This window comes from Paracoccus methylovorus, assembly GCF_016919705.1.
GTDB lineage: Bacteria > Pseudomonadota > Alphaproteobacteria > Rhodobacterales > Rhodobacteraceae > Paracoccus > Paracoccus methylovorus.
This window is the reverse complement of record NZ_CP070371.1, coordinates 385492-398206: the sequence shown is the minus strand read 5'-3', so window position 1 is coordinate 398206 and position 12715 is coordinate 385492. Positions and strand designations below refer to the sequence as shown.

The 12715-nt window shown below is 60.2% G+C and carries 12 protein-coding genes and 1 other annotated feature; of the genes, 9 read left to right on the top strand and 3 right to left on the bottom strand.

Annotation, left to right across the window (positions count from 1 at the left end; translation table 11 throughout):
• The first annotated feature begins 14 nt into the window (after positions 1-14).
• The gene (locus JWJ88_RS15140) at positions 15-1340 is read left to right on the top strand and encodes a chloride channel protein (protein WP_011749307.1); all 1326 of its coding nucleotides are present in this window, start codon (positions 15-17) and stop codon (positions 1338-1340) included.
• A 484-nt stretch (positions 1341-1824) separates the two neighbouring features.
• Here the strand turns inward: JWJ88_RS15140 and JWJ88_RS15135 are convergent, their stop codons facing one another.
• On the bottom strand, positions 1825-3315 hold the full coding sequence (locus JWJ88_RS15135) for a SulP family inorganic anion transporter (RefSeq protein ID WP_011749306.1): 1491 nt from the start codon (positions 3313-3315) through the stop codon (positions 1825-1827).
• 67 nt (positions 3316-3382) lie between these two features.
• Positions 3383-3440, bottom strand: a sequence feature (sul1 is cis-regulatory element that is thought to sense ions involved in sulfur or methionine metabolism; They are found in Alphaproteobacteria).
• A 293-nt stretch (positions 3441-3733) separates the two neighbouring features.
• Between JWJ88_RS15135 and JWJ88_RS15130 the strand changes: the two genes are divergently transcribed.
• From JWJ88_RS15130 to JWJ88_RS15115, 4 genes are all read left to right on the top strand, one after another.
• Entirely contained in the window at positions 3734-4057 is a 324-nt protein-coding gene (locus JWJ88_RS15130) for a type II toxin-antitoxin system HigB family toxin (RefSeq protein ID WP_205296603.1), read from the top strand.
• Positions 4047-4427, top strand: a complete 381-nt coding sequence (locus JWJ88_RS15125) for a helix-turn-helix domain-containing protein (RefSeq protein ID WP_205296601.1) — start codon at positions 4047-4049, stop codon at positions 4425-4427. The genes JWJ88_RS15130 and JWJ88_RS15125 overlap by 11 nt, the downstream gene beginning before the upstream one ends.
• Before the next feature lie 12 nt (positions 4428-4439).
• Positions 4440-6137 carry a recombinase family protein gene (locus tag JWJ88_RS15120; RefSeq protein WP_205296599.1) on the top strand — a complete coding sequence of 566 codons (1698 nt, stop codon included), beginning with the start codon at positions 4440-4442 and terminating at the stop codon, positions 6135-6137.
• A gap of 189 nt (positions 6138-6326) precedes the next feature.
• A complete protein-coding gene (locus JWJ88_RS15115) occupies positions 6327-7508 on the top strand; it encodes a tyrosine-type recombinase/integrase (protein ID WP_205296869.1) in 1182 nt (393 codons plus the stop codon).
• Between the two features lie 10 nt (positions 7509-7518).
• Here JWJ88_RS15115 and JWJ88_RS15110 read toward each other — a convergent pair whose 3' ends face one another.
• Both JWJ88_RS15110 and JWJ88_RS15105 read right to left on the bottom strand, forming a co-directional pair.
• Complete coding sequence (locus JWJ88_RS15110; RefSeq protein ID WP_205296597.1) at positions 7519-8190, bottom strand: class I SAM-dependent methyltransferase; 672 nt, start codon at positions 8188-8190, stop codon at positions 7519-7521.
• The gene (locus JWJ88_RS15105) at positions 8187-8363 is read right to left on the bottom strand and encodes an FAD-dependent oxidoreductase (RefSeq protein WP_407673931.1); all 177 of its coding nucleotides are present in this window, start codon (positions 8361-8363) and stop codon (positions 8187-8189) included. Before JWJ88_RS15105 ends, JWJ88_RS15110 begins: the two co-directional genes overlap by 4 nt.
• Positions 8364-8756: 393 nt before the next feature.
• Between JWJ88_RS15105 and JWJ88_RS15100 the strand changes: the two genes are divergently transcribed.
• The 4 genes from JWJ88_RS15100 (at position 8757) to JWJ88_RS15085 (ending at position 12636) form a co-directional block, all read left to right on the top strand.
• Positions 8757-9551 (top strand): helix-turn-helix domain-containing protein, encoded by a 795-nt coding sequence (locus tag JWJ88_RS15100; protein WP_240200370.1) that lies wholly within the window; start codon positions 8757-8759, stop codon positions 9549-9551.
• Positions 9526-11067 carry a GNAT family N-acetyltransferase gene (locus JWJ88_RS15095; RefSeq protein ID WP_205296593.1) on the top strand — a complete coding sequence of 514 codons (1542 nt, stop codon included), beginning with the start codon at positions 9526-9528 and terminating at the stop codon, positions 11065-11067. The genes JWJ88_RS15100 and JWJ88_RS15095 overlap by 26 nt, the downstream gene beginning before the upstream one ends.
• A gap of 80 nt (positions 11068-11147) precedes the next feature.
• Entirely contained in the window at positions 11148-11633 is a 486-nt protein-coding gene (locus JWJ88_RS15090; RefSeq protein WP_240200341.1) for an AAA family ATPase, read from the top strand.
• Positions 11626-12636 carry a hypothetical protein gene (locus tag JWJ88_RS15085; protein ID WP_205296589.1) on the top strand — a complete coding sequence of 337 codons (1011 nt, stop codon included), beginning with the start codon at positions 11626-11628 and terminating at the stop codon, positions 12634-12636. Before JWJ88_RS15090 ends, JWJ88_RS15085 begins: the two co-directional genes overlap by 8 nt.
• Positions 12637-12715 lie beyond the last annotated feature (79 nt).

Sequence of the window (12715 nt, the reverse complement as noted above, 5' to 3'; positions counted from 1 at the left end):
ACACAGGATCCGACATGCCCATGCCTCGCCCCCGGTTTCGCATCCTCCGACGCTCGCGCGCGCTGATCACGAGCCGGGAACAATGGCGTGGGCGGATGGTCTTCTGGTGCGGCGCATTGCTGGTCGGGCTGGTCAGCACCGCCTTCGCCAAGCTCGCTGACCTGGCAACCGAGACGTTCCGCCATCTCTCGGCCGGGGGAACCTCGCCCTGGCTGCTTCTGGCGCTTCCTGCGGGCTTCATCTCTTCGGGATGGGTCGCGCAACGATATTTTCCCGGCGCGCAGGGCAGCGGCATCCCGCAGGCCATCGCCGCCCGCGCCTTGGAGGGCGAGGAGCGGAGGCTGTATCTGACGCTGAGGATCGCCGCCGGAAAGTTCCTGCTGACGCTGTGGGGCCTGCTCTGCGGCGCTTCGATCGGGCGCGAGGGCCCGACCGTCCAGATCGGCGCCGCCATCATGCTGGCCAGCGCGCGCGTCGGGCATCTGGCCCAGGCCAAAGGGTTGATCCTTGCGGGCTCGGCCGCCGGAATCGCAGCCGCCTTCAACACCCCGCTGGCTGGTATAGTCTTTGCAATCGAAGAAATGGCGCGCACCTATCAAAGCCGCACCAATGGGCTGGTGCTTTCGACAGTGGTGATCGCCGGGATCGCGGCGCTGGCGATCTCGGGCAGCTACACCTATTTCGGCGAGGCCGTGGCCTATGGCAATTTCCCGCGCGACTGGCTGCTGGTCGGGGTGGTGGGAATTGCCGGCGGTGCGCTTGGTGCCGGGTTCAGCCGGTCGGTGCTGTCCCTGACCCGGCGCATCCGGCGCTGGAAGCTGGCGCCCGGACGCAAGCTGGTCGTCGTCGCCGGCGCGGCGGGTCTGGCGGTCGCGGTGACGGGGCTGCTCAGCGGCGGCATGGCCTTTGGCACCAGCTACGGCGAGGCGCGGCTGGCGGTGCAGGGTGAGCAATTGCCCGCCAGCTTTTTCCTGGCCAAGCTGCTGGCGACGCTGGCCTCGACCGTATCGGGTATTCCGGGCGGCTTGTTCGCGCCGTCGCTTTCGGTCGGTGCGGGGCTGGGCAATCTGATCGGCGGCCTGTTCTCGGCCTCGCTCAGCTTTGCGGCGGTGCTCGGGATGGCGGCCTATTTCGCCGGTGTCGTGCAATCGCCGATGACCGCTTTCGTTATCGTCATGGAGATGACCGCAACGCAGGAACATGCCCTGCCCATCATGGCCGCCGCGATGCTTGGCTTTGGCGTGTCGCGCCTGCTGTCGCCCGAACCGCTGTATCACGGGCTGGCCCGGCTGTGGCTGGCGGACGCCCTCAAGCTGCGACGGCGCGAGGGTGCTGCGTGAATGGGAAATTTCACGTCCCTGGTCCTCTTGCGGCTGGGCAGAACTGAGGCCGTTTACCAGCTTCCGGGGTCGACCGAGAAAAGCAAAATGCCGGCCCTGCCGCCCAACCCCTACGGTAAATGTTTTCCTTTGTTTAAGTTGGTCCTGGGGTTGAGTCTGGTTCTTCTTCTTTAACAACGAATTCTTCAGGACGAGAGTGGACGAATGTGGCGTTTGGGATCAACCCGGAACGGAGCCAGTGCGCCACGAAAAATGGCGTGGCAACAACGACTTCCTTGTCGGCACGACAGAACGTAAAAGCAACGGATCTTGGCCGGGCTGGTCATCGACGCATCGATCCCCTGTTTCTAGGCCGGCCCAGCACCTGCGGGATCTCAATAGGGGCCACAGCGGCTTGGACAGCTCGCCGGAATGACGGCAGGTGCTTTGGAATAGTCGGACCCGTCCACCAAGGCGACGATACGATCGCTCATCTCCATCCTCGTCAATGTGCGTTTAGCCTGTCCAGCGCGCCCGGTTTGTCATGGCTGCCCAGGCGGTCGAGGATGGTCTCGGAAGCCTCGTTCAGGCCGACGACCTCGACCTCGGCCCCGATGCGGCGGAACTTCAGCACCGCCATGTCCAGTGCCTGCACGCTGGAAATATCCCAGATATGGGCGGCGGAAACGTCGATCACCACCCGCTCCAGCGCCTCGCGGAAGTCGAAGGCGGCCATGAAGTCCTCGACCGAGCCGTAGAAAAGCTGCCCCTCGACGCGATAGGTCCGGCTGCGCCCGTCCAGCGACAGGGCCGAGGTGACGCGGAAAAGCTGCGCGATCTTGGCGGCGAAGAAGATGCCCGAGAGCAGCACACCGATCAGCACGCCGATGGCCAGGTTGTGGGTCCAGACCACTGTCGCCACCGTTGCCAGCATCACCACCGAGGATGATCGCGGATGCGTCCGCAGGTTCCCGATCGAGGACCAGGAAAACGTGCCGACCGAGACCATGATCATCACCGCCACCAGCGCTGGCATCGGGATGCGCGCCACCAGATCGCCCAGACCCACGACGAGGATCAACAGAAATACCCCCGCGACGAAGCAGGACAGCCGCCCGCGCCCGCCGGATTTGACGTTGATCATCGACTGCCCGATCATCGCGCAGCCGGCCATGCCGCCGATGAAGCCGGTGGCCGTATTGGCCAGTCCCTGGCCGATGCATTCTTGGTTACGGTCGGTCCTGGTGTCGGTCAACTCATCCACCAGGTTCTGGGTCATTAGGCTTTCCAGCAGCCCGACCACGGCGACCGCCAGCGAATAGGGCAGAATGATCGTCAGCGTTTCCAGATTCAGCGGCACGTCGGGAAGCAGAAAGACGGGCAGCGTGTCGGGCAGCGCGCCCATGTCGCCCACCGTGCGCACGTCCCAGCCGAAGGCCAGGCTCAGCGCCGTCAGCACGACGATGGTGACCAGGGGCGAAGGGATGGCGCGGGTCAGCAGCGGGAACAGGTAGATGATCGCCAGCCCCGCCGCCACCAGCAGGTAGGTCAGCGGCGGCACGCGGGCGGGATCCAGTTCCGGCAGCTGCGCCATGAAGATCAGGATCGCCAGCGCATTGACGAAGCCGGTCATCACCGATTTCGACACGAAGCGCATGACGAAGCCCAGCCGCAGCAGCCCCATGCCGATCTGGACCAGCCCGGCCAGCACCGTGGCGGCCAGCAGGTATTGCAACCCGTGGTCGCGCACCAATGTCACCATCAGCACCGCCGTTGCCGCGGTCGCGGCCGAAATCATGCCGGGCCGCCCGCCGGCGATGGCGGTGATGACCGCGATGGAGAAGGAGGCGTAAAGCCCCACCTTCGGATCGACACCGGCGATGATCGAGAAGGCGATGGCCTCGGGGATGAGGGCCAGGGCGACGACCAAGCCCGACAGCAGGTCGGCGCGGATGTTGCCCAGCCATTCGTGCCGGTATGAGGTAAGAGAATTCATGCGTGATCCATACCCGGGACGAAGACCGCCTGGGAAAGGGCGGGCCTGTGGGATCGGGTTTGTTCAGAATGGTCCGGCGGATCGGCGGCCGGAAGAGCCACCCGGGAATCGCACCCGAGTCCTTGCGGTTCGCGGCGTCATACCTGGATCCACGACAGTGGGCAAGCAGGTGGAGGTTGACCGCCCTGATGCGGGAACGGTCGCCCTTATCCCATTCGCCGCACGGCGGAAGCCGTCGATATCGTCATTGACGCGGTTGAGCGTGCGGAAATGGACGCCCGGTTCACGCCGCTGGACGCCCTGCTCGGGTAGCGACCGGAGCACCCGGCAGGTCGGTCATCGCCCCGACGCTATACCCGCGCCGGGGCATTCGCATATTCTTCTTGTGACCATTTTGGTCCCGTGATATAGGTGATCCATGAGGATTATTGCTCGCCGCACCTTGCGAGAATTTGTCGAAAGCCTCGCCGGGCAGAAAGAGCAGCCGGCTGTGAAAGCCGCGCTCGATGCCTGGTTTGACGAAGTGAGCAAGGCGGAATGGGCGAGCACCGCCGATGTGAAGCGACTCTATGCGACGGCGAGCATCGTCAGCGCCGAGCGGATCGTCTTCAACATCAAGGGCAATGACTACCGCCTCGTCGTGTCGGCGGACTTCGAGAAGGGCATCGTCTGGATCAAGTGGCTCGGCACGCACAAGGCTTATGACAGGATCGACGTGAAGGAGATCGAGCATGGCGACTGACCTGAAGCCGATCCGCACGGAAGCGGATTACGAAGACGCGCTGGCCGAGGTCGAACGGCTGTGGGGCGCAAAGAGCGGGACGCCGGAAGGCGACCGGCTCGACGTGCTGGCCACGCTGATCGACGTCTATGAGGCGAAGCACTATCCGATGGACCCGCCCGATCCGGTGGAGGCGATTCGCTTCCGCATGGAACAGCAAGGGCTGACCCGCAAGGATCTGGAACCGATGATCGGCCCGCGCAACCGCGTGGCGGATGTGTTGAACCGCAAGCGCAGCCTCTCGATCGACATGATCCGGCAGTTGCACGCCCGGCTCGGCATCTCGGCCGAAGTGCTGATCCGGCCGAGCCGGATGGACAAGGTTGCATAGGAGAGACTGCCGATGACCCGCGTTGCCCTTTATGCCCGCTATTCCTCCGACAATCAGCGGGACGCCTCGATCGAGGATCAGTTCCGCATCTGCCGCGAGCAGGCCAAGCGCGAACAGTGGAAGATCGTCGGCACCTACAAGGACGCGGGCATCTCCGGCGCGAGCATGATCCTGCGTCCCGGCATCCAGTCGCTGTTGCAGGACGCGCAGGCGGGACAGTTCGATATCGTGCTGGCCGAGGCGCTCGACCGCATCAGCCGCGACCAGGCCGATGTGGCGACGCTGTTCAAGCATCTCAAGTTCGCCGGCGTTCCCATCGTCACGCTGGCGGAGGGCGAGATCAGCGAGCTTCATGTCGGCCTCAAGGGGACGATGAACGCGCTGTTCCTCAAAGACCTCGCCGCCAAGACGCATCGCGGCATCCGTGGCCGCGTCGAGGATGGCAAGTCGGGCGGCGGGCTTTGCTATGGCTACAAGGTCGTGAAGCAGCTCGATGCGCGCGGCGATCCGATCCGGGGCGACCGCGAGATCGACGCAGCCGAGGCCAATGTCGTGCGGCGCATCCTCCGCGACTATGCCGAAGGTATCAGCCCGCGCGTTATCGCCAGGACGCTGAACGAGGAAGGCGTGTCCGGCCCCGAAGGACGGCTCTGGAACGACACCACCATCCATGGTCACGCGAAGCGCGGCACGGGCATCCTCAACAACGAGCTTTATATCGGCAAGCTGATCTGGAACCGGCTGCGCTATCTGAAAGACCCGTCGACGGGAAAGCGCGTCTCACGCCTCAACCCGGAATCGGAATGGATCGTCAAGGACGTTCCCGACCTGCGCATCGTCGACGACGAACTCTGGCAGGCGGTGAAGGCGCGGCAGGCCGCCACCTCGGCCAAATACGCCAATGTCGCCGAAGGCGTCCGCAAGCACCACAAGAAGAACCGCCTGAATGGCACCCACCGGCCGAAGACCCTGCTTTCGGGACTGGTGTTCTGCGGCTGCTGCGGAGGCCCCTTCTCCATCCGGGGTTCCGACCGCTTCGCGTGCTCGACGCATGTGACCAAGGGCGCCTGCTCCAACACTCGCACCATCCTGCGCGAAGACCTGGAGCGGCGTGTACTCGCCGGACTGAAGGAGCGGATGATGGCGCCCGAAGTCGCCGCGGCAGCGATGCGGGCCTATGCCGAGGAAACGAACCGGCTGAACCGCGAGCGCCGCTCCAACGGCGACGCCTGGAAGGCGGAGCTGGTGAAGGTCGAGAAGCAGATCAGGGGCATCATCGAGGCGATCAAGGAAGGCATGTTCCATCCGAGCATGAAGAACGAGATGGACACGCTGGAGGCGCGCAAGACCGAACTGGCCGAACTGCTCGCCGACGCGCCGGACGACACACCAGACATTCTGCCAAGCGCCTCAGCGATCTATGCGAAGAAGGTCGCCGCGTTGACTGGTGCCCTCGCTCACCCCGACGAACGGCCCCAGGCAGCGGCAGCGTTGCGGATGCTGATCGAGAAGATCGTGCTGACGCCCGGCCCGGAACGGGGCGAGATTTTCGCCACGTTGCATGGCGAACTGCGGACGATCCTCGAATGGACGGAGCGTCAAAGCATTGGAAAGGCTACAAAAACAAACACTCCCGGCGGGGTTCGCGCGGGAGTGTCGGTTTCAATGGTTGCGGGGGTAGGATTTGAACCTACGACCTTCAGGTTATGAGTTTTGGTCTGGGCATTTTCGCCACCTTTCGCCATGGCACGAAGAAAGCGCCAATACTCGCACAACTGACTGTTAATATTGATTTATATCGAATTCCCCCCTACCCTTCTCTTCGCCACAGCAGCGCAATGATTTGCTTCCTGTTGCTTCCGATTTGCTTCCGGAGATTCCGGAACTGGAGGGGTGAAGATGACAAAAATCACGAAACGTTCCGTCGACGCGGCGGTGCCAACCGGGCAGGAGTTCTTCCTCTGGGACGAAGAGCTGAAAGGCTTCGGATTGCGCGTCTATCCATCGGGGCGAAAGATGTATCTGGCCCAGTACCGCGCCGGCGGCCGTTCGCGCCGTGTCAACATCGGGCTGCATGGTGCGATGACGCCGGAAATGGCCCGCACCGAGGCAATGAAATATCTGTCGGATGTGCGGCTCGGCGCCGATCCCGCCGGTGAGCGCGACCGCCGAAAGGCCTCCCCGACCATCAAAGAGTTCAGCAAACGCTTCCTTTCGGATCACGTCGCGCTGCATTGCAAAGCCTCGACTTATGGCGAGTACGAGCGATCCATCGATCTGTTCATCAATCCGAGGTTCGGCAGTCATCGCATCATCGACATCACCCGGGCCGACGTCGTCGGACTGCACCAGTCCATGAAGCATATCCCCTATCAGGCGAACCGGACCCTCGGCGTCCTCTCGGTGATGTTCACCGTGGCCCATACCTGGGGCGTGCGCACCGACGGAGTGAACCCCTGCTGGAAGGTGAAGCGATACCGGGAGGAAAAGCGCGAGCGCTATCTCACCCCGGACGAGTTGGCACGCCTCGGCAAGGTGCTGAATGAGGCGAAAGACGAACCCGAGGCCGCCTTCTGCATCCGCCTCCTGCTGCTGACCGGATGCCGCCTCAGCGAGATTCAGACCCTGAAATGGCGCTATGTCGATTACCGCAACGGCCTTCTCCGCCTGCCGGATTCCAAGACCGGCGCCAAGCTGGTCCCGATCGGCAAGGCGGCCATCAAGGTCCTGAAAACCATCCCGAAGATCGACGGAAACCCCTATGTCATCACCGGCCGGATGGAGGGTCAGCATCTGACCGACATGCAGAAGCCGTGGCGGCGGTTGCGCAAGCGCGCCGGGCTGGACGATCTTCGTATCCATGATCTACGCCATTCCTTCGCCTCGGATGCGCTGCAGCTCGGGCAGGACCTGACGATGATCGGGCGGCTCCTCGGCCATACGCAGGTTCAGACCACGGCGCGTTATGCGCATCTCAAGACCGATCCGGTCCGCTCGGCGGCGGACGCCGTCTCCGACGCTGTGGCGCAGGCACTGGCGCAACCGGTCACCGAGGACGGTGATGAAATTGCCGCAGCATGATCTGGCACTGTCACGCCCGGGCGATCCAGCCCTTGAAGGTGAGAGCGGCATAGAACAGCTGGACCTCGCGGAAGCCCGCCGCTGCCAGAAGCGCGGCATCCTCCTCGGGCGTCAGCACCGGCAGGCGTTCCTTCATCGTGGCCATGCCGGCCATGGCCTGCGCCTCGGGAACGCCGCCCGAGACCAGCCAGGCCGCATTGCGCCGCAGCCACAGATCCTGCTGGCCGTCCGCCTGCGGAAAGCTGTGATGGGCCATGGCGAAGGGCGCGCCGGGGCGCAGGCGGCGATGCAGCTGGCGCAGGGTGCGCAGGCGTTCCTCGCGAGGCAGGAAATGCAGGGTCAGAAGGCAGGTCGCGCCGTCGAAGGGGCCCTCGGGCGCTGCATCGATATAGCCCTGATGGAAGGTAACGCGCGTGGCCGCTGCACCCAGAATATCCCGCGCCTGGGCGATCATGTCGGGCGAAGGATCGACCCCGTCGAAGCGCCAGCCCGGATACGCCTGTGCAAAGGCTCGCAACTCCAGCCCGCCGCCCGCACCAAGGACCAGAACCCGGCCATTTTCCAACACATGCTCGGCCAGCAGCAGCGCCGCCATGCGGTGCAGGTCCTGCAATCCCGGCACATGGCGCGCGACGCGGCCGGCATAGCTGGCGGCATCGCCCGGATGGGCCGCGCCGCTCATTCCGGCCAGACCAGCGAGCGGTGCAGTTGCGCCCCGGCCCATGCCCCGTCCCCCACCGCCAGTGACACCGAATGCGGCGCCCGCGCGACATCGCCGCAGGCGAAGATGCCGGGAAGGCTGGTTTCCTTCGTCTCATCCGTCACGATCTGGCGGCCCGTCAGCGTCTCGATCATCTCGCAGCCGGTGGCCTCGGCTATGGCTCGGCGAGCACCTTCAGCACAGCTTTCAGCCGCCACACTGGCCAACCGCCGGGGCGGTATGCAAAAGCCGTGTTGGCGGAGGGATGAAAAGACGGCCCTTTGCTGCCTTCCAATGAGGCTCTCGAGTGCCGCAGCGCGGTCTGTCATCGCAGACATTGAGCAGCCAGGGCAATGCAGATGGCTGTCAAATGAATGGTTAGCTTAATGCGACCGACCGTTGCATGATGGATCCAAGATGTGCACTCCCCGACTAGGAGTGCTGACACCAGTGCAGGTTTCCACAACATCTTGACACCGCTTCTCAGATATTCCTTGTAAGGCATACTCATTGCTACTACAAGCTGAAGGAAAAGAGGGGTGAGCAGTATGGGCAAGTTACATGGCAAGGTCGTAGAGGTTCGGGCATCAAGCTTGGATGAGCAATCCCCGAAGATAGGTGAAGCACTCAAAGAGATTCGAAGACTCTCTGGGCTGACGCAAGCAGAAATGGCCGAACTGCTCAATGTTGGACAGGCATCCGTATCAAAGTTCGAAAAGGGGCGCGCTGACATGCAGCTCTCCACAGTCCAAAAGTACGTGGAAGCGCTTGGCGGAACACTTCAAGTTAGCGCGGCCTTTGATGCTAGTAGCTCGTTGTGTCTCCAAGTGCGCGAAGCGTTTGACGTTGAACTCGACCATGAAGACCAACTTGTACTCCCGATTTTTACGGAAGAGCCATTTCGACCTCACAGGGATATTGTGCTTAGTATTCGGCCGCAATTTAGCAGCCGGATCATGTCGGGTGAGAAGACTGTTGAGCTTCGGCGCAGGTTCCCAGCGTCGGCACCTAAGGGCACGATCGCCTACATTTACTCGACATCCCCGGAACGCGCGATGGTCGGCGTAGCAGAGATTTCGTCTGTCAAGAAGTTGGCCATTGAAGAAATTTGGCGACGTTACGCGGATGTCGCATTTATCGAGCGACCGGAATTCGACCGCTACTTTGAAGGTCTTGACGAGGGCTTTGCTCTGGAATTCTCAAATGCCCGACCGTTCGAAACACCTGTAGAGCTTACCGACCTAAGAGAACGATTTGGCTTTGAGCCGCCCCAGTCATTTTTGTATGCGAAACGCGATCTTAGAAAGGCCCTGAAAGATGAGCACTCAGTCGTATCTCATTGATACGAACATCATCATCGGCCTCGAAGACAATCACACCGTCAAACCTGCATACGCTAAGTTTTCTCAACTGGCGGCAAAGCACAAGGTTGATGTTCTAGTTCACGAAGCCGCGCGCGATGATATCAATCGCGATAAGGATGTTGCGCGCCGCACCATTTCGCTGAGCAAGGTCGACAAGTTTCAGATCCTCGAAAAGGTTAAGGGCGTCACCAAAGACGACCTTCAGCAGGCATTCGGCAGGATACGAAAACACAATGATGAGGTCGATGCCACCCTGCTGCACGCGCTCTCGATTAACGCCTCAGACTTTCTTGTCACAGAGGATCAGGGGCTACACGAACGGGCGCAGAAACACGCACCGGACCTCGCAAACCGCGTGTTGTTCATCGCCGACGCGGCTCAACTCCTCACAACAACTTACGAACCGCGCGCCGTACCTATTCGGCATGTGGCGGATGTTTCTGCCCACACGATACCGATTACCGACAGTTTTTTCGATAGTCTTCGTGAGGGATATCCTGAGTTCAATGAGTGGTGGAAAACCAAATGTGTAGCGGAACGGCGCCCCTGCTGGGTCGTATACGACAACGATGAGATTGCCGGTCTGATTGTTCGTAAGGACGAAACTGGAGCTAATACCGACGCAACGCACAAAGCTCAAAAGATCTTGAAAATTTGCACCTTCAAGGTAAGTCCAGAAAAACGGGGTATTAAACTGGGCGAGCTGCTGCTCAAGAAGGTACTATGGTTCGCGCAAAAGAACGATTATGATTTGGCATATTTGACGGCCTACCCAGATCAAGATGCTCTGATCGCGCTGCTAGAGTTCTATGGGTTCGAGAAGACTGGAACCAAGGGTTCGGATGGTGAACTTGTTCTCGAGCGCTCGTTCTCGAATACACAACTGACCCGCATTGATGGGACCTCGGTCTACGAAACAGACCGAAGAAGCTATCCGCGTTTCGTTGCCGATGCGGGCGTACGTGGTTTTGTCATCCCAATCAAAGAAGACTACCATGACGTTCTTTATCCAGATCTCCGCGACGCGCGTCAGCCGGACATGTTTCGAGACACCGGTCACGGCTCCGGTCCAAAACGGCCAGGCAACACCATTCGAAAGGTCTACCTCTGCCGCGCGCCATCAAACCTTGGCCCGCCGGGGTCAGTCCTGTTCTTTTACAAAGGCAAATCGATCGAGAACCCGTCCCAAGCATTGACGGCGGTTGGTATTCTTGACGATGTCTCACTCGCAACGTCTACCAAAGACCTTATGAAGCTGACTGGCGGACGCTCTGTTTACAGCGAAAAAGAACTGGAGGACTATCAAGCTACAGTCGATGATCCAGTCAAAGTCATCAATTACCTACTCGTCGATTACATCGATCCGCCGATCTTGCTGGACGAGTTGCAGGATACAGGGATTTTTGCCGGGCACCCGCCACAATCCATCATCGAGCTAAAGGGCGGACGACTTCGCAAAGCCTTGGATCGCTGCAACTTTGGGTTCCCGCTTTGACGCGTAGAGTGGGCATTGTTGCTGGCATTTCCGGTGTTGGGAAGACGTGGTTGCTCGAGAGAGTAGGCGCGGCCGTCCCAATGCAAATTCTCTCTGCAAGCACACTGATCCGAGACTCACTCGCACGAACGGACGGACAAGTAACGTCTCAGGACCACCTTCGCGCTCTTGACATTGACAACAACCAGGCGGCTCTGCTCGAAGCGTTCAACCGATACATTGATCCTGGTAAGACCCTCATTATTCTGGATGCACATGTTGTCATTGATACCCCTGATGGGTTGGTTCATATCGGCTCAGATGTTTTTCGCGAGATCAATCCTGACTTCGTGATCTTTATCGAGGATAAACCGCAAAACATCCATCGCAACCGTGAACGCGATGCGAGTCGCGTACGGCCCGAGCGGAGTGTCGATTCTCTAGCCAAGCAACAAAAGATTGCAATTACAGTCGCGCGCGAAATTGCAGATAACTTGAGCATACCCATTCATTTTGTAGACGGCGGCGATGAAGAAGCGCTAGCCCGAGTGCTAAGCACTGTGCAAGAGGCCGAACCCGATGTCTGACAACAAATCCATCGCATTCTGGTGCGAACGTTCAGCCGCCGACGTTGACGTCCGGACGGAGTTTCATGTCAACCTCTGGCACTTTTCAGGCACGAAGCGCCGAGACTTCGTAGAGATCGGAGTGATGCCGAGCGATCCGTCGGCGTTGTCGGCGATCCGAATTTTTGTTCCTTTCCCATTGCGACGTGAAAATATTGTAGACCTTGGACCAGAGTTTGCATCGACTGAACTCGCTCAAGGTATTTTCAACGAAACCCTATCATCAACAAAAAAGCCGAGCGGCAAATCGGTAGAGCTGAGAATCGGCACCAACACCTATTGCCACGTCCATCTCTTCTCGCCCGAAAACGGCTCGATCGACCCCAGTGAACTCGACGTCAAGGAGAAAGAGGGAGGAACTTTAATCTCGATTACGTCGATGGCATTGGAATCACTTGCGAGACAATGCAACGGCAGTCCAGAATGTGGCTATTTCCGCCTGCGTCTACTGCCGCCCAAGCACGATACGCGACCATTTGTGACCGCGATCAGACCAAAAGACAGAGCTTGGGCCAGCGGCTTTGAGGAAATTGAGTATATCGATTGTCGCCTAAATGAGGCACGCACACTTCCGACAGCAATTGAAGCAGCAGCAGATGCTGCTCCATATGGTCTCGCCGATGTTTCACGTATCGTATTCTTGGCCGTGGTCCCAGTGACATCGTCTATCACATCATCCCATGCCGAGTGGCATAAAAGCCGTTTGCTCGAGACCCAGATCTGGAAGGACTATGTCCCCCACGGCTTAGAAGACGGAATGGTAGTCTATCACTGGCGAAAACAGTTCGAAGGCAAAGCGCAGAATTCGCTACAAGGCTTTTCAGCATTTGTGAAACTACAGACGAGAAAGACCAGTTTGATAATCATTGGCGTTTATGTCTTGGTTGCGCTGGCACTTGGTATCGTCGGCAGCTTAACGGCAAGCGCTGTTCAGTGGTGGGTCACTGCTGCTGGTGGTCCCTAAGCGATCAACTTTTGAAGGTCTGCTGTTGCGAACCACTAATCAATTCTTCGCACCCGCAGCGAACGGCCGCTCTCCGCCC

What these genes read in the sequence shown, in the direction of transcription:
- JWJ88_RS15140 (WP_011749307.1), top strand. Translation starts at nt 15, where the DNA reads ATGCCCATGCCTCGCCCCCGGTTTCGCATCCTCCGACGCTCGCGCGCG.
- JWJ88_RS15135 (WP_011749306.1), bottom strand. Translation starts at nt 3,315, where the DNA reads ATGAATTCTCTTACCTCATACCGGCACGAATGGCTGGGCAACATCCGC.
- JWJ88_RS15130 (WP_205296603.1), top strand. Translation starts at nt 3,734, where the DNA reads ATGAGGATTATTGCTCGCCGCACCTTGCGAGAATTTGTCGAAAGCCTC.
- JWJ88_RS15125 (WP_205296601.1), top strand. Translation starts at nt 4,047, where the DNA reads ATGGCGACTGACCTGAAGCCGATCCGCACGGAAGCGGATTACGAAGAC.
- JWJ88_RS15120 (WP_205296599.1), top strand. Translation starts at nt 4,440, where the DNA reads ATGACCCGCGTTGCCCTTTATGCCCGCTATTCCTCCGACAATCAGCGG.
- JWJ88_RS15115 (WP_205296869.1), top strand. Translation starts at nt 6,327, where the DNA reads ATGACAAAAATCACGAAACGTTCCGTCGACGCGGCGGTGCCAACCGGG.
- JWJ88_RS15110 (WP_205296597.1), bottom strand. Translation starts at nt 8,190, where the DNA reads ATGAGCGGCGCGGCCCATCCGGGCGATGCCGCCAGCTATGCCGGCCGC.
- JWJ88_RS15105 (WP_407673931.1), bottom strand. Translation starts at nt 8,363, where the DNA reads ATGATCGAGACGCTGACGGGCCGCCAGATCGTGACGGATGAGACGAAG.
- JWJ88_RS15100 (WP_240200370.1), top strand. Translation starts at nt 8,757, where the DNA reads ATGGGCAAGTTACATGGCAAGGTCGTAGAGGTTCGGGCATCAAGCTTG.
- JWJ88_RS15095 (WP_205296593.1), top strand. Translation starts at nt 9,526, where the DNA reads ATGAGCACTCAGTCGTATCTCATTGATACGAACATCATCATCGGCCTC.
- JWJ88_RS15090 (WP_240200341.1), top strand. Translation starts at nt 11,148, where the DNA reads ATGCAAATTCTCTCTGCAAGCACACTGATCCGAGACTCACTCGCACGA.
- JWJ88_RS15085 (WP_205296589.1), top strand. Translation starts at nt 11,626, where the DNA reads ATGTCTGACAACAAATCCATCGCATTCTGGTGCGAACGTTCAGCCGCC.